The organism is Priestia sp. D51, assembly GCF_053345675.1.
Genome location: NZ_JBLTIR010000011.1, coordinates 62,480 through 79,261 on the forward strand (window position 1 = coordinate 62,480; position 16,782 = coordinate 79,261).

The 16,782-nt window shown below is 34.8% G+C and carries 16 protein-coding genes; 8 read left to right on the top strand and 8 right to left on the bottom strand.

Annotation, left to right across the window (positions count from 1 at the left end; genetic code table 11):
* Positions 1–70: 70 nt before the first annotated feature.
* The 3 genes from ACNHOZ_RS25870 to ACNHOZ_RS25880 are packed head-to-tail and all read right to left on the bottom strand — an operon-like array spanning position 71 to position 3,028.
* Positions 71–658, bottom strand: a complete 588-nt coding sequence (locus ACNHOZ_RS25870; protein WP_154974989.1) for a response regulator — start codon at positions 656–658, stop codon at positions 71–73.
* Complete coding sequence (locus ACNHOZ_RS25875) at positions 646–2,040, bottom strand: sensor histidine kinase (RefSeq protein ID WP_226556595.1); 1,395 nt, start codon at positions 2,038–2,040, stop codon at positions 646–648. Before ACNHOZ_RS25875 ends, ACNHOZ_RS25870 begins: the two co-directional genes overlap by 13 nt.
* Before the next feature lie 7 nt (positions 2,041–2,047).
* Positions 2,048–3,028, bottom strand: coding sequence for an alpha/beta hydrolase (locus ACNHOZ_RS25880; RefSeq protein WP_447697366.1), 981 nt, complete (start codon positions 3,026–3,028; stop codon positions 2,048–2,050).
* An 812-nt stretch (positions 3,029–3,840) separates the two neighbouring features.
* Here ACNHOZ_RS25880 and ACNHOZ_RS25885 point away from each other — a divergent pair.
* The 6 genes from ACNHOZ_RS25885 to ACNHOZ_RS25910 all read left to right on the top strand — a co-directional run bounded on the left by ACNHOZ_RS25885 (position 3,841) and on the right by ACNHOZ_RS25910 (position 8,951).
* Positions 3,841–4,407, top strand: a complete 567-nt coding sequence (locus ACNHOZ_RS25885; RefSeq protein WP_154974994.1) for a hypothetical protein — start codon at positions 3,841–3,843, stop codon at positions 4,405–4,407.
* Between the two features lie 523 nt (positions 4,408–4,930).
* Positions 4,931–6,232, top strand: coding sequence for a replication protein (locus ACNHOZ_RS25890; RefSeq protein WP_447697367.1), 1,302 nt, complete (start codon positions 4,931–4,933; stop codon positions 6,230–6,232).
* A gap of 109 nt (positions 6,233–6,341) precedes the next feature.
* A complete protein-coding gene (locus ACNHOZ_RS25895) occupies positions 6,342–7,124 on the top strand; it encodes a plasmid stabilization protein (protein ID WP_099000596.1) in 783 nt (260 codons plus the stop codon).
* 28 nt (positions 7,125–7,152) lie between these two features.
* The gene (locus tag ACNHOZ_RS25900) at positions 7,153–7,779 is read left to right on the top strand and encodes a tetratricopeptide repeat protein (protein ID WP_447697368.1); all 627 of its coding nucleotides are present in this window, start codon (positions 7,153–7,155) and stop codon (positions 7,777–7,779) included.
* A gap of 146 nt (positions 7,780–7,925) precedes the next feature.
* A complete protein-coding gene (locus tag ACNHOZ_RS25905; RefSeq protein ID WP_447697369.1) occupies positions 7,926–8,399 on the top strand; it encodes a hypothetical protein in 474 nt (157 codons plus the stop codon).
* Positions 8,400–8,723: 324 nt separating this feature from the next.
* Positions 8,724–8,951, top strand: a complete 228-nt coding sequence (locus tag ACNHOZ_RS25910) for a helix-turn-helix domain-containing protein (protein WP_048021905.1) — start codon at positions 8,724–8,726, stop codon at positions 8,949–8,951.
* Positions 8,952–8,971: 20 nt separating this feature from the next.
* On the opposite strand, the gene ACNHOZ_RS25915 is transcribed toward ACNHOZ_RS25910, so the two are convergent.
* The gene (locus ACNHOZ_RS25915) at positions 8,972–9,487 is read right to left on the bottom strand and encodes a DinB family protein (protein WP_447697370.1); all 516 of its coding nucleotides are present in this window, start codon (positions 9,485–9,487) and stop codon (positions 8,972–8,974) included.
* 648 nt (positions 9,488–10,135) lie between these two features.
* Here ACNHOZ_RS25915 and ACNHOZ_RS25920 point away from each other — a divergent pair.
* Together ACNHOZ_RS25920 and ACNHOZ_RS25925 are read left to right on the top strand one after the other, a co-directional pair.
* Positions 10,136–10,303 carry a hypothetical protein gene (locus ACNHOZ_RS25920; RefSeq protein WP_221817191.1) on the top strand — a complete coding sequence of 56 codons (168 nt, stop codon included), beginning with the start codon at positions 10,136–10,138 and terminating at the stop codon, positions 10,301–10,303.
* 360 nt (positions 10,304–10,663) lie between these two features.
* Positions 10,664–11,137 carry a stress protein gene (locus tag ACNHOZ_RS25925; RefSeq protein WP_221817190.1) on the top strand — a complete coding sequence of 158 codons (474 nt, stop codon included), beginning with the start codon at positions 10,664–10,666 and terminating at the stop codon, positions 11,135–11,137.
* A 159-nt stretch (positions 11,138–11,296) separates the two neighbouring features.
* Here ACNHOZ_RS25925 and lepB read toward each other — a convergent pair whose 3' ends face one another.
* The 4 genes from lepB to ACNHOZ_RS25945 all read right to left on the bottom strand — a co-directional run.
* Positions 11,297–11,848, bottom strand: coding sequence for a signal peptidase I (lepB, locus tag ACNHOZ_RS25930; RefSeq protein ID WP_447697371.1), 552 nt, complete (start codon positions 11,846–11,848; stop codon positions 11,297–11,299).
* 222 nt (positions 11,849–12,070) lie between these two features.
* Positions 12,071–13,336: a SulP family inorganic anion transporter gene (locus tag ACNHOZ_RS25935; protein ID WP_447697372.1), complete on the bottom strand. Its 1,266-nt coding sequence runs from the start codon at positions 13,334–13,336 to the stop codon at positions 12,071–12,073.
* A 1,200-nt stretch (positions 13,337–14,536) separates the two neighbouring features.
* Complete coding sequence (locus ACNHOZ_RS25940; RefSeq protein WP_260504214.1) at positions 14,537–14,716, bottom strand: aspartyl-phosphate phosphatase Spo0E family protein; 180 nt, start codon at positions 14,714–14,716, stop codon at positions 14,537–14,539.
* 537 nt (positions 14,717–15,253) lie between these two features.
* Positions 15,254–16,782: BclA C-terminal domain-containing protein (locus ACNHOZ_RS25945; RefSeq protein WP_447697373.1), on the bottom strand; the 1,529-nt coding region annotated here is incomplete at its 5' end.

The following is a 16,782-nucleotide window of genomic DNA, read 5'->3' on the forward strand; positions in this document are numbered from 1 at the left end:
AGACTATAGCCCTTGAACACATAACAAAAAAAAGCAAAAGGCAATGAAAAATTAGCTACAAACTAACTCTTCACTGCATTTTGCTTTTTATAATTCGTAATTGTCTTTTTATTGTTTCAACAGATTTATATAATTTGTCAGCAATTTGTGATTTATTTAATCCTTGTTCCCTTAAGGTATAAACTTCACGTTCTGTTGGTGTTAATATCTTTACTTTTCTTTCTTTCCTTAACTCTCCAACTAATACATTTGTGACATCGGCATGGAGGCTAACTTTCCCCCTAAACGCCTCTCTAATAGCGTCAGGGATGTCTCTATAAGATGTTTTTGTTAAGTAATTAACAACCCCTGTATCAAAGCATTCAAGTATAATATCCTTTTCGTCCCAAGATGTTAGCATAATAGTGTTCTTTAAACCTTTTTTGTATAAATGCCTAGCGACTTCAAGACCACTTAGGTTCTCTTCGTCACTCTCATCTTTTAATAACGTTAAATCCAATAAAACTACATCAATATTATTATAATCAACTTGTAAGGCTTCTTCTTTGTTGTAAGCTTGTTTAACAACAATGATATCGCTCTCTTTTTCTATATAATCACTTATACACTGCATCCAAACAGGATCATCTTCTACAATCATTAATTTTATTTTGTCCATAGGCTATTCTCTCCTACTAGTTTAGAGTTAGATTGTTCACTTACCCTAAATTCAATAATTCTCTTGGAAGGCAAAGTTAATGTAAAAGTTGTTCCTTTTTCGACTTTACTTTTCACTAAAATATCGCCACCATGTTTTTTGAGGACATTGTAACAATAGGTTAAGCCAAGTCCAAAATTTGTTTGATTATGTTTTGTTGAATAAAATGGATCTAACACGCGGGTAAGCTCATCTTTTCCAATTCCTTTACCCTCATCTATAAAGTCAATGTGAATCCTCTTTCGAGTTTTGTAGACTTTTATTAAAATTACACCTTGACCATTCATTGCCTCACTGGCATTTTTGATTATATTTAAATAAGTTTCTTGTAATTGTTCGGTATCACCAAAGACTATAGCATCAACTTCATACTGCTTAATGATTGTAATATCAGGATTCATATTTAAGTAAGGTCTAAGCAAGTTAATTGCTGAATCGATACTTTCAGTGAGAGAAAATTCAGATTCTTTAAGATCTATAACATCCAACTTACTTTGAATACGCCTTGAAAGCTCTAAAACGTGATTCGTTGAATTTAAAACTAACCCTAGATTTTCAGCTGACTTTTCTTCAGGTGGAATCTGTTCTTTGATCTGATTCACTAATAAATCAATTTTAGCTATTTCATTTTTTATTGTATGGTTGAACAACGCTGTACCAGAACGCGCTGCTTTCATTGTAGAATCACGCATTTCTTTTTCAAATCTAATCCGCACTCCAAGAATTCCATACTTAACTCCAAAGTAAACAAATACAAGAAATTGGATTACAATAATCCAAGGATTATAACGCCATACGCCCACGATCCCCAATGCTTCTAAGATAATATTTGTAGTTAGTGCAAATGTAAACATCGGAACTACAAATACACAAGTCAATATTTTTCTTCTTTTAATAATTGGACGATCTTCTCGCCATGCGGAGTATATCAATAAAATATTAGCTGCTATCACATATGGTGCTACCCAAATCGCTAAAATACGAAAATCAACTCTAAATTCTGGATATACTTGAAACATAGAATACATAATGAAAATCGGAATTAGTAAAAGCAACTTTAATATATTTCTCTTTCGGACATTACCAATGACATCTGAATAAACTATTCCAAAAATCAACATACCATATGGAGTAAAATAGTGTCCTATTGATGTAAATATTCCATCCAAGTGTAATATCCACTCTGGTCTATCTATCCCTTTTCCTAGTAAGGCCCCTATTCCTCCAAAGCCCCCACAAAACCCTATAACACTTGCCCATCTAATTTTTTCATTTTGAGGATTTCTAAAAAAAAGAATTGAACTCATTAACCACAGTAAAGCCACCATTATAAACATAAACATATGTTAATTACCTCTTTAGCTTATTTTGTAGAAACGAAATGGTATCCTTTGCAATTTTTTTTCGTTTAAGAACTATGCCTGCATGCCCACAATTGTAGACATACCGTATAGGCTTCCCCCACAATTCCCATAACAAATCTGCATCTTGAATGTGAACGTATTGATCGTGTTTAGCAGAAATCAGTAGTATATTATCTTTATTCATTTTTGGAGTAGCTTGATTTGGTTCCATTAATTCCCAATATTTAACTAAATCATTATAATTCACACCATGGGCCTCTAAGTCCTGTCTTATATACTTACCGGGAATCGTATTCCATATTGAATAACTGAGGCGATTAGAATAGAATATAGAAACTAATGCATCGATTTCTGACTCAAGTGTAGCAACTAAATTTGAGATAAAGCCACCAAGACTAACACCTATTATAATTACAGGACCTTGTTTGTTATTTTTTATCCATTGGATCAAAGCCCTGAGATCAACAATTGCTTGTCTAGTAGATTCAACGGTCCTATGAATGTTGGCACTAACCATAAATTCGCCACTATAAAGTGATGTCTCTGGCTGACGTTCCAAGTGGTAAGGAAGCGTATAGTAGTACATATTCCATCCTAAATTATTCATAATCGAATTATGAAAAATCTTCTTTACCCGATCAAACCCTTTCATTCGCCAGCCATGTACAAAAATAACATTAGGCTTACTTTCAGATTCATTTAAGTAAGCCTCTCCTCTTACGTAGTCATTGAGATCATCCCCGGAAGGTATCAAACTTTCAAATCCAAATTCACCTATTCTGTATCCTTTGTCTGTAGAAGTTATGTTCAATCCTATATCTGAAAGTGATGCTGGTACTTCAAAAAAAGTTTCTCTATCTATATTTATTGGTATATGAGGAGAATCAATACAGTATTGATTCTCCTCACTTCGGTCTTTATGCAAATCATGCAGAGCATAATAATCTATCAATTTTGAAAGTAACAAGTTAATACCTCCTCCCAGCTGATTATTTATTTTTTGTTATTTTTTACATTATTTTTCATGATACCAAACTCTCGACTAGATTTACATGAATCAACAATCCCTTTATTTCTAATATATAAGAACTAAATAATCTCTTTTTGTTCACATTAAGATAAATAAAACTACTTTTTTACCATTTTTTGAATCATATGATAGTCTAAGGTCTCATCTTTTATGAAAAAGAATTTTTTGTTATTCTGATCGATGCCAAATGTTCCATGAACTCAATAAACGTTTTCTACATATGAAATGGAAATTACCTTAATTCAATTCTTAAAAATAGATAATAAATGCTATTGGTTCATTATTGTATTGTTCTCTCCTATTTTTATAAAACAGAGATTAGTGTTAACAAGAACACACGGTTGAACTTCAGTTTAACTTAATAACCATCTTTCTAACTCCCGAAACTTAAGTTAAACCAAAACACACATAAGTTCACCATGTATTCACCACGAAACACATCACTATTCACATAAGTAGAACTTAAGTTAAACTAAAGTCTTAGTAGTTCATAATATAAACTATATACACAAATCCGAAACAGGAATTGTTGATTTTTTGTCGAAATCATATAAAATTAAATGAATAAACGACTGTGAACTAGGTGAACAATCACAGAACCAACAGGTGAATGACTGTGAACTAAGTGAATATAGGTAAACAAAGTGAGTGATTGACCGTGAATCGAATGAACCCTCGTGAAAATCATATGTGAATGACTGTGAACTGAGTGAATGTACATAAAATATTAGTAAATGGTGGTGGATTAAATGAATACTTCTGAAAGTACAAATTTTATTGGTGTACCAGAAGCATCTGAGTATACCAATATTCCTCCTGAAACATTAAAAAGGTATTTAATTAATCATGAACAGTTTTTGAATTTCAAAAAAGAAGGTAGACGCTATAAAATAAGTATTGAATCACTAGATCTATTAAAAAAAATTCGTGAGCTCTATAGTGAGGGATTACTAAAAGATGATGTAAACGATAATTTGGCAAGTGATGGGCTTCCTATAACTATTACAGTCAAGAATCAAGAAGAGAAAGGCTCTATTTCTATAAATGATGAGCTGAGTGAAATAAAAAAGATGTTACAACAACAAGAACAACAAATGACACAGCAAATGCAATTTAATCAAAAGTTAGTAGAAGAGTTACAGAAAGTTAGCCAAACCAACCAAGAATTAAAGCAAATGATAAACAGAAAAGATACTGAGTTGATTGGTGAGTTAAGAAAAGGATTATCAGAAAGTAAAAGAATGATTGAAGAAGCTTCTGCTAGTGCAGAGTTAGAAAAGAAAAAAACATGGTGGGAAAAATTAATCGGTAAATAATAAAAAGCTTCTACTATCCTAGTAGAAGCTTTTTATTATTATAGTGTCGTAATTTCATTATAAAAGTTACTGATTATAACATATTTTCAATATAATGAGGAGGGATATTTTTTTGACCCGCCTCATTTTTTAAAATGAATTGTATAATAAAACAAATTTATTGTTAGGGAAAAACAGTTAAAAAGAATTCTTTTGAGATATATTACTAATTTTTATTGAATTATGAGATTAATTAACGCTATAATAAAACTAACAAAAATGTCCGGAATAGAAAAAAGACTTCAACTGTTTAAGTAGTGCGACCAACACACTTAAACCGTTCCCCCTAATTGCGGTAGGGAAAACACTTGTCGAAGTCTCTTGTTAATAGAGTTAGTTTTTCTATAAAATAAAACTTATGTTTTTATTTTATATGAAATTGACAGCTATTTCAAGGGCTTAGTTCATCAAAATCAAGACATTGTTTTCCTTTTTCCAGGGAAACAGTGTCTTTTTTGTGTTCCTTAAAGGAGAAGATGAACAAATGACAAAAATATTAACCTGTTATTTAAAAGATGTAGATACCTTCAATGGACGGTTCAAATGGTTATGGACCAACAAGTCCACGCTTCGCAAAAAGAAAGAAGAGTTTTTAGACATTCTTCGTACCCACTTTAAACAACAACAATCTGCTATACATAAAGAATTTCCTAAAAAGAGAATGGAAATGCTCGATCATGTCATCTATAACCTAGTGGCTACGGGCATTCAAGCGATCCGTTCTGAAACACTTATGAAGAAATTTAATGTCTCCAAAAGTACCGTTTCTCGTTTTGTACGCTCGTTAAAAGCGACACCGTTTATCATTGTCGCTCGTTACATTAAAGAAGATACAACAGGTACTCATCCTGACAGTTATGTATTTATCCTTAAAAGCCATAAGAACTTTCATCACATTTGCGACGAAATCTTTTTTGCCCATGATACAACAGGAATACAAACGCTTCAACAAGAAGAAATGACCACTCCTGTGACACGTCCTGTGACGTCTCCAGAAAGTGCTGAAAACGTTGATACACGAAGCTTAGAGGCCGATAAATCATCTGATGCCTTTATTAACCTTGATTTACCTGTAAATCATATAAATAATCATTTAATATCTGTTTCACAGGCCTTCAGCTATATCAAAGGTGTACCTAAGAAAGTCAATCAAGTCTATGCAGGTAAATATGGACATCAACTACAAGACTTCTATGCTCGCATTCAAAATGCTGCAAAAGCCGTGAAGCGAGATACAGAGATTGAGATTAAAAAAGAGCAAATACATGAAATCGCGTATTCAACCATTGTTGGGTTAGATAAATATGTCCATGAAGCTAATCAACAAGGCAATCCGTTATCCCTACGGGATATGTGTCGATTAATCTATCAGATTGCGAAAAATCAATTCTATGATTTAACAAAGCCTAAAAGTCAGGATTATTCATCAGTATACGCAAATCAACAAGAAGTTATACATAACGAAAGCAAAGAAACAACATTAGCGACTCCAAAACGGATTATCCGTAAGGAACTCGTTCCAAATTGGTTAAAGGCTGAACAGCAGCAAGAAGAAGCTCCAAAAGAAACAGAGATATCTTTGGATCAACAGCTTGAAATGATCCAGTTAAAGCAAGATTTAGGTCAAGAACTGACGCTAAAAGAAGAGAACTTGCTGCAGGAGCATAGCTCCACGTATAGCTTGTTGGAGATCGCTCAGGTAAAACAAGACCTAGGACAAGCTTTAACGCCAGAGGAACAAGACTGTTTGCGTCAACATAACCAGTTAAAAGACACGGCTTCCTAATCAAAAAAAGTAGAAATCTCTTAGAAGCTGATGTTTTAATAGAATATGTTTATTTAGAACTGTGTTCTAAATAAACAATAACTAATTATCTACGCAGGAGGAGAACATTATGCCACACAAAATTACGTTAACCGGATCAGCCACAGGACCATTACGAGAATATGATCGCTACGTTGCTTTTGATATGCGTGAAAAAGGGTCACCATCTGCGCCGAAGGGGTTAAAGAAGAGTACCTTTATTTCGTATACGGTGTTTGTTGCGAAGAAAGCCTTTAATAAAACAGGGCTTACGAAGAAAAGTATCATGCATGAAAAAATCTTAATTCAAGGGGAACCAACATTAGACATTCCGATTGATGAATGTCCTGGTGAGGTAGGAGTGATCTGTTTCCAGATTACCGTTCTTCCGAATAAAAATGATAAAGAGAAGAATGAGTCAGATGCGAAAAAAGAACCTAAGCAAGAGGCTTCTGCGCCTTCTGAAGCCCAAGAGAAAACGGAATCTACTAAACAGGAAGAGGCACAAGAACCTGTTTCTCAACCTGTAGCAAAAGAAGAGCAGAAAGAAGTAAAGCCTATCCAGCCAGAAGTACAACAAGCGCCTACAGAGGAGAAAAAGACAACACTATCCAACCAACCGAAGGGAACTCAGGATCTATTGAAATTTGATGATATCATCGTTCCTGAAGAGTTCTTAAAGACACGCCCAAACCCTGAAAAAACGCAAAAGGTGATTGATTTTGTGAAGCGTACAGGGCGTTTAGATGAGCCATTGACGATTGAAAAAGGATCGAACGTCTTAAAAGATGGCTATCGTCGTTATGTCGTGGCCAAAACCGTTAAAATGGATAAAGTTCCGGTTACATATGAATATCAAAAGCAAATGAAGTGAAAACAGGAGTGCTGAGGGGGATAACATTTTGACTCAAAATGAAGAAGAAAATGTGACCAGTGTACAAATGGCCGATATTGTCGATTTCAATGAAAAGAAAGAAAAAAGTAACATCCATGTAGAAGAAGGAATCAAATGGTTAAGGCAAGCTTCCCTAGCTGGAGATAATGGAGCAATGAATGAGTTAGCGTTTCAATTACTAACTGGAAAGCTAGTGAAACAAGATGTTGAGGAAGGTGAAAAATGGCTTAGAAAGTCTGCCGATACTGGTGATCAATGGGCCATGATAGAATTGGGCTATCGCTTGCTTGTTGGGGAAAATTTAGGTAAAAACCAAGCTGAAGGTGAAAAGTGGATTCGAAAATCTGCAGAGTTGGAATATCCAATGGCTATGAGAGTATTAGGATACAGACTACTCGAAGGATTGGATGTAGAAAAGAATGTAGAAGAAGGCGAGTATTGGCTTCGGAAAGCAGCTGACGTACATGAACCAATAGCTATGAGAATATTAGGCTATCGCTTATTAACTGGAAAACATGAGTTGAAACAAAATGTACTGGAAGGTGAAAAGTGGTTACAGAAAGCAGCTGAAGCTGGAGAAACCATTGCGATGAGGGAATGGGGGAAATATTTAATCCATGGAGTTATTAAATAGCTCGACATACAAGAATACTTGCATCAAATACTGACTGTTCTTACATGGGCAATAGAATTATAAAGTATAACATTCCCTCCTCTTATTACTTGAAGGTTTTAACATATACATATCGAATACTTCTTTTGATAAGAGGAGGTGATCATATGTTGAGAGTCATAACCGCAGAAGCAGCATATACCACCGAAGAGTTAGCTGATATACTTGGTTTGCCTTTATCCACGATACGAAAATACAACTTCTATTTTGCCAAAATTGGTGTGCAGTTTACTAAAAAACAAGGTAAATTAGCTTATACAAATGATGATGTTACCATTTTTTATGAACTAAAAGAAGTTTATGCCCGTCCCGAAATGACCTTAGAAAAAGCTGTTATAACCGTTGCAAAAAAATTCAATTTAGTACCAGACACTCCACCAAACATTTCAACTGAAAAACAAAACCTTAGCTTAGAACCACATGAAGTACAAATGAAAAAGATACAAAGCTATATCGATGCAAAATTTGAGGAACGTGACCGCCAATTAATTTCAATGGCTCGCGAAATTCGAACGTTAAAAAAAGCTCAACAACAAAAGAAGAGTTTTAATAAGTGGTTAAAAACCTTTTTTGAGAAATGATTTTCTAGAATGCTATCAGCCTATTATCTAAATGTTTTCTAAAAAGCAAGCCCTTTTCCCTTACTTAAAGGAAAAAGGGCTTGTTTATGTAAAGTTTAATTTTGAGGAATACCTATAACAAAGACCGCCCATTACTTATCAGTGTATAAGGCGGTCTTAACTGTATTCATGCTATATGATTATGACCAAAATATCGACAACATGTGTAGAACAACTTAATTTCTTTTATTCTATGTATAAATTCCTTCCTTATGCCTACTTTTTCTCCAAAGATGATTCAAATTGATGAAAAGTGGACAGGCTAATAGATAAGGAGGGGTGGTTATGTTCTGGTGGAAAAACCCTAAAAGATCGAAGTTTGGGAGATGGTTAGATCAAGAAGGTATTGCTCAGGTTGATTTTGCAGAGCGAAGCAAAGTATCAAGGAACACCATTTGGCGCATTTGTAACAATAGAGACTACATACCATCGCCCGTCGTTATGAAGAAGGTTATGAGTACTGTGCGAAGAATGGATAAAAACAAGCAAGTTCAAGACTTTTTCGATATATAAAAGGCACAATTGCTGTGCCTTTATTTGTTATTTGTTTTTAAAAATAAATAAAGACCATAATCTGTTGGAATCGAAGCGTATCCCATTTGTCTTAACATAGCTGTAATATTACCGCGATGATATGTACCGTGGTTGGAAATATGAGGTAATAAATCTTTAACGCTTGTTTCCATTGTTCCACCAGCTGGATTTTCAATTATGATTGATTTATGTAAGTTTTCTTCTTGATTGAGAAATTCTTTATATCGTTCTGCTAATTTATGAAACATTACCCTCATTTCCTCTAGGTTTTTTCCCTCTGTTTGTTCTTTTTGTTGTTCTGCTAACTTTAATGGATAACTCATACTTTCACCACCAAAAACTTCTATCCACCCAAGATCAGAAAGATAAACATGGGATAATAAAGAAGATATGGATGAGAAGACGCTCTCGACTTTCTGGTGGTACGTATCTTCCGGTAATTCTTTTAATCGTTTAAATATTTGTTCATTTGCCCATACGTGAAAATCAAAAAAATTTAATGCGAAGTTGTCCATATTAAAGTCTCCCTTTTTTTATTACTTCTCTATACGTGGCAATCTTCTTAGTTTTCTAAGATTCTCAAAAACCCCTTAGGTATCCTGCTCATGTTCAATTAATTAAAAAGGTATATAAAGTACCTATAAACGCCCTATAATAAACTTTAAATATAAGTTAACATAAAATCTCTTTACGACAAACAAAAGAAGAACTGTATATCTTACTCATTATATTAAGATGCTTCCTTTATATTAAACGAAAATTTTAATAGTATTAAATGAATTGTAGGCTTTAATATGTTTCTTATTAGAATGTTCTGGACATGAGATTAGATGTCAAGTTTCTAAAATAAAAAAGTGTAGTCTAGTTCTATATTGTATGGTACAATATAGAACCCTGTAAATAATTTGAACAATATACAATACAAAACTATAGAAAACCCTGTGTTCTTAGAGATGCAGGGCTTTTCTAATGCTTAATCACTACCTTTCTATACATTTTCTATTTAATATTTAAAATATGATGATTAATATAATTGTCTTTTCTTCACATTGCTTTTGGTTATCTAAAATCAAAAAATGGGATTTATTTCATTTTATGGTTATTTGTATGAATGAAGGGGAATCATCATATATGACAACAAAATATAAAGGGGCTACGTATCGATGATAAAGTACAAATACTGCAATGAACCCTTACTTATTAGGGAGTTAGAGCGTTTAAGAGAAGAATACGTACATCTTGAACTCAATGATGTAAAAACAATGCTAAAAGAAGATATTGTACTTTTAGAAACAGCCATGAATATATTGTCTATTAATAAATCTTTCTAACTGAAGCTAATTTATATTAATCTCTCGACTAATGTATTTCCAAAACAATTTTTAATCAGGAACGATTTATTTGCTTTATAGTCAACATAAAATCAAGTACAAATACAAGAAGACCTTGATTTTATCTTTAAGAGCTTCTTTTAAAATTATTAAATTTGTAAGAATTAAAAGAGTAAATAAAACAAAGAGTAAAGAGATTGTAGGAATTATATAGACTTTTGTTGTTATCATGATATCGCTGAGATATTTACAATACTTTCTCTTTTATTTATCTTCCGTAACTTAATCATACATTTTTGTTTTAAAATGGTAAAAAAAGGGTAGTTGTTCTAAGAATCAACTAAAATAGGAGGAGATCAAATGAGAAGAGCGAAACAAGCTGTTGTAGCTTCTGCCGTGGGTATAGCTATGTTAGCGACGCCATTAGCTCTACCGAATTTAGGAGGTTCTGTTGGCTCTGCGGAGGCTGCGGAAGTTGGAGCAGACGTCGGGATTGATCCAGTAGCAATTGGGCAAGCGATTGCAGACGCAGCTAAAACGGCTGACAATCGAAGTGGATTTGTCAAAGGAGCTATGGAAAAAGCTTTTTTTGAATCGGGTCAACAGTACAACGTAGTGGTGATGAATTTAAGTCAAGGTTATAATTCTAATCAATTACAAGGTGTACAATATTTTGATACTGTAGATTACGATGGTATCACATTCGGGGTTTGGATATTTGAAGAAGGAACGTTCATTAACGAAGGTGACGGGGGATACGATAACTGGGCCTTTAGAGGCTGGTTTGAACGAACGGGGGATGATGATAAGACGGTCAACTTCCATAGACCTTAATTAATCTACATGAAGAGAACCCATTTTGATTAGTTTTTGTCAAAATGGGTTCTTTTTATATGTTCTTGGGCAATGTATGGTAGACGCCTTTAGCTAATATACATAAGCCTACATGAATAGATAAAAAAGCTCCTTCTATAAAGGGGATCCTTTAAATGATCATTTAATCCATTTGAACCTTTTTAAAGGCCAATAAGTTAATTTCGCTTTCCCTACAATGTTATTTATTGAGACTGTTCCTATTTTAGGTGATCTACTATCTATGCTATACATTCTATTATCTCCTAAAACAAATAATTTACTTTCTGGGACTGTTTTACTACCAGTATAATCTTCGAGTCTAAAATCTTCAGTTGGCGAACTGGTTACGGTCTCTTTGGTATAAGTGTCTAAATGAGTTTCTTCGTATTTTTCCCCATTTACGTACAGCTTATGGTTACAATATTCTATATGATCACCTGGTAAACCAATTACTCTTTTAACAAGTGGGTGTTGCTTGTTAATATAAAATACAATTACATCAAATCTGTTGATATTGTTTAACCTAATGGTTTTTCTTCTGAAAATAATACGCTCATTATTTTTTAATGTAGGCAACATGGACTTACCTTCTACTTTTGTAGGAACAAATATAAAGGTCTTAATTAATACTACTAAGATATAGACACAAGCTATTATTGATAGCCAGACTATAATAAATACATCATTCAATTCTTCTCACCTCTACAATTAACACCGTTAGGGATTTACCGTAACTTGTCTCGTTATATGACAATTATTTACTATCTCTCACTTTAGAAGCTAATTAGCTACTCTATTGGTTTTACGCTTGTATTAACAAGAACATAAGATATATGTACTTCAATTAATATCTATCAGTACACATATTTTATGTTCAAAAGATACGTCTCCTCTATTTCGAAATCATGTATTTTACATTGTAGTATCTCGCGAAAATCTGTGTTTGCCTTTTCTCTTTCTTATTATAAAATGTACACCGGACAGGCATAATCCAACTGCTATTCCTACGGTCAAGTTTGTAAACACTGTTAACAGAAAGGTTGTGAGTAAAACCAACGAGTGAAACGATTTTTCTTTTACCACCTTTATAAACTGCTCTTTTTTACTTATGTTCCATGCCACCACCATTAGTACCGGCGCAAGACTAGCAAGTGCCACGTACGAAGCATAGGGAGCCAGTACCAAGAGTACAATTAAAACAAAAATAGCATGCGTGATGCCTGCAATTGGAGAGGAGGCCCCGTTTTTAATATTGGTAACGGTCCTTGCAATCTCTCCTGCTGCGGGGATACCTGAAAACATTGGCGTTACCATATTGACAATTCCTTGACCAATCAGCTCTTTTTTGCTGCTATGCTTCAATTTTGTCATTTCATCCGCCACGCGAGCTGTAAGCAATGATTGTAACCCTACGAGTATAGCAATTATAAACGCAGAAGGTAAAAGAGTGACTATTTTCTCCACTGTTATGTTTGGAACCGTTGGAGATGGAAAGTGACTAGGTATCTTTCCATAAATGGAGCCAATCGTTTCAAACTGATTAGCAAAGAAAATAGACGCCATGCCAGTGGATACAATAATTCCAATTAAGTAGGACATTCCCAGAGACTTGGGTGAAAAGTAAAGAACAATTAAAATCGTAGCTAAGCACAATCCTGCTGTAGCGATACTATAAATATTTATAGAATGTAAACTGCCAAATATTTCTTTTGTGTTTAAATGAAAATACTGATATTTTTCAATAGTGTGCAATCCAAGAAAGTTAGGGATTTGTCCACTAAAGATAATTAGCGCAATTCCTGACTGAAATCCAACGATAATAGATGGAGGAAAATATTTGATTAAAGTTCCTACTCTACATATTGCAAAGATAATAAGAATAAATCCGGACATAAAGCCGGCAATCAATAAATTTTCGTAACCATATTGCAGTACAATTCCTAATAAAACAGGAACAAACGCACCGGTAGGTCCTGCAATTTGAAATCTACATCCACCTAAAATAGCAATTAGCAATCCTGCTACAATCGTCGTATAAAGTCCTGTAACAGGCGATATTCCAGAAGCTATTGCAAATCCTAAACCTAAAGGGATAGCTATTATGCCAACGACAATACCTGAGAGTATATCTTTTTTTAAACTACGCAAGGAATAATTTCGAAAAACTTCTAGATCCATAAATGTACATCAGCCTCCTTCTTAATGAATAAAGATTTAAAATTCTTATCTAAAGGATATTAGTATTATCCTTTCACTCTAAAAAATAAGGTTGACCTTTAGTGTTTACAACATATATCATTGTAAGTTTTAATAGGGAAACAAATAGGCTAATTTCTTTATGTTCATGATTACTACTATCTTAAATGAAAGAAATTATAAAAAAAGAAATGGTAGATTAGATTTCTATAAGGAAACTATTAAAAAATTCTTAAAAGTACTCAATCTTTATTATTTTAATTATTTTTATATTATTACTATACTTGAGGACTACGCTTTACTAGTTATTGATCGAGGGAAAGAAAGATTAAACATACTATTAGCAGAAAAAGAAGATACACTTTAGTGACAAATCATGAGCTATGTATTGGATACTTGTTCATAAATGTATTGGAGCATTTAAAAGAAAAATGTACTCAACTTAATTAAAGCAATGGATAAAGAAAACATTTTACTAGTAGAAAAGCCACTGATATATATTCAGTGGCTTTTCTCTTTTTTAAATGCGTATAACATATTATAAGAAGGCTATTAAAGCAAGAGAATCCTGAATCATCTAGAAACAGAAACCTTTTTATCTGAGTATATAAATCCTTTTACTTCTACAATCCAAAGAACTAAATAGCACAACTAATTAAGACGCGGTGAGGAATCTGCCTGGTACCACTAAGCGATTAGCAAAAGAAATCATGTTAATCCCCAAAAAGGCAGTCTCTTCATTTTGTAAATTTTTATAAAGATTTAGTTAACATAATTATTCTTTCTGTACACATCATTAAAAAGAATCCTTTGAAGGAAAGGATTCTTAGTTGGTACCTAAATTTTTTTTGTGTAGCTTTTTGAGCAACACCTTTCACATACTTGCGATCTCTCTAACTGTTATACAAATGCTGACTAATTCTAAAATAGCCATTACGGTAAAAATGTGCTATTCTTTACTCGCGATTATATTTTGGTACTTTATAATTGGCAATCCTATAAAAAAGCTATCTCGTCTGCTCATGTCGAGATAGCTTTTTAGTTAGAAACAAAAATATTTACTTTATTATCTAAATTATTTATAATTTACAAGTCGATTAGTAAGTTAATCACCACTTACTGAAGAATAATCGCTTTCTCATGCTAGGCCAATGCGATTGTTTTTTATTTATAAAAAAATAACTATTGCTTTGTTGAAGTTACCTTATGTAATTCATTTAACAGTTGGTCAATGGACTGGCTTACTTGCAATGTACTCTTGCTTGCAATTCCTTCTTCTTTTGCTACCTGAACCATATTTTCCTTGGCCTTTTCTATTTCTGTAAGTAACGCGTGTCTCAAACGAATCTTACATTCCTTCAAATCTCCTACCACCTACTTACTAATACTGTAAAACTTTCGGCATATTTAACAGTAAATGTATTATTCAGCTATTTCAATAGCTAATTTACAAGGTTTTAGATGAATTTTTTTATGAGATGGCCTTGCTGGGCTTTAATTTAATGGTAAATAATGTAAATTTATCACAATTTTATCTAACTGATAAAAATAATAAGAAAAATATAGAATATTTGTAATAAAATTGTTATAGTTAAATTGCTATGACGTTCACATTTTAACAAGTGTGACATCAGGAAGGCTGCCTCATTCCCTGTTTTGAGGCAGCTTTTTTATCTTATTTACTTGCGTAAGATTAATTTTAATTCCACCAGAAGAAGGCGATGACCATGACCTTGCTTGTTTTGTCTGTTGCGAAGAACTTTTATGTCTCTCCATTAATTCACGAATGCTGCAAATTGTGTGTTATGAACATTATTCTGTAAAACGTGTACCTAATCCCTCTGAAAACCCACTAACTAATTGTTTGTTATTAATTGTTAAGCTAGGTATAGTTTCCCTTTATCCTGATAAACGAATAATTGTCAATGCAGCTCCAGAAGATCCTCCACCCGTCAAAACCACCGTAGCAACTAAACCAAATAATTGAAGAGTAACTGTATTACCTGCAGCTAAAGAAACAATAACATCATTATTGTAGCTTGATACAGCAAGAGCCGGAGTTATTATGGATCCAGGAATTGGAGTTGTTCCATTTAATATAAGCCTGGATCCAGCAAGTAAAGTAGCCGTAGGATTAATTTGGTATGTGATGTAATAACGTCCATTAGCTGGAACTGTAAATGTTGTATTAGTACCATTCACAGTAAAGCTATCGAGATCTTGATTACTAGGGAGTGGAATACTTGTCCCACCTAATAAAACTGCAATAGTACTACCAGTTGTGTTGCCTGCAAACATAGAATTAGTCGTAAAACTTATCCCAGTGATCCCTGTAGCTCCAGTAGAACCTGTAGATCCGGTAGGACCTGTAGCTCCAGTAGGCCCGGTCACTCCAGTGATCCCTGTAGCTCCAGTAGAACCTGTAGATCCGGTAGGACCTGTAGCTCCAGTAGGCCCGGTCACTCCAGTGATCCCTGTAGCTCCAGTAGGCCCGGTCACTCCAGTGATCCCTGTAGCTCCAGTAGAACCTGTAGATCCGGTAGGACCTGTAGCTCCAGTAGGCCCGGTCACTCCAGTGAGTCCTGTAGCTCCGGTAGGACCTGTAGCTCCAGTAGGGCCAGTCACTCCAGCAATTCCTGCAGTCCCAGTAGGGCCTGTAACTCCAGTAATCCCTGCAGTCCCAGTAGAACCTGTAGCTCCAGTAGAACCTGTTACTCCGGTAGGACCTATAGCTCCAGTAGAACCTGTAATTCCAGTGATCCCTGTAGCTCCAGTAGGCCCAGTCACTCCAGCAATTCCTGCAGTCCCAGTAGGGCCTGTAGCTCCGGTAATCCCTGTAGCTCCGGTAGAACCTGTAGCTCCCGTAGAACCTGTCACTCCGGTAGGACCTGTTTCTCCAGTAGGCCCAGTCACTCCAGCAATTCCTGCAGTCCCAGTAGGGCCTGTAGCTCCAGTAGAACCTGTCACTCCGGTAGGACCTGTTTCTCCAGTAGAACCTGTTTCTCCCGTAGAACCTGTTACTCCGGTAATCCCTGTAGCTCCGGTAGGCCCTGTAGCTCCGGTAATCCCTGTAGCTCCGGTAGGCCCAGTCACTCCAGCAATTCCTGCAGTCCCAGTAGGGCCTGTAACTCCAGTAATCCCTGCAGTCCCAGTAGGGCCTGTAGCTCCAGTAGAACCTGTTTCTCCGGTAGGACCTGTAGCTCCAGTGATCCCTGTAGCTCCGGTAGAACCTGTAGCTCCGGTAGAACCTGTTTCTCCCGTAGAACCTGTAGCTCCGGTAGAACCTGTCACTCCGGTAGGACCTGTAGCTCCGGTAATCCCTGTAGCTCCAGTAGGCCCAGTCACTCCAGCAATTCCTGCAGTCCCAGTAGGGCCTGTAACTCCAGTAATCCCTGCAGTCCCAGTAGAACCTGTAGCTCCAGTAGAAC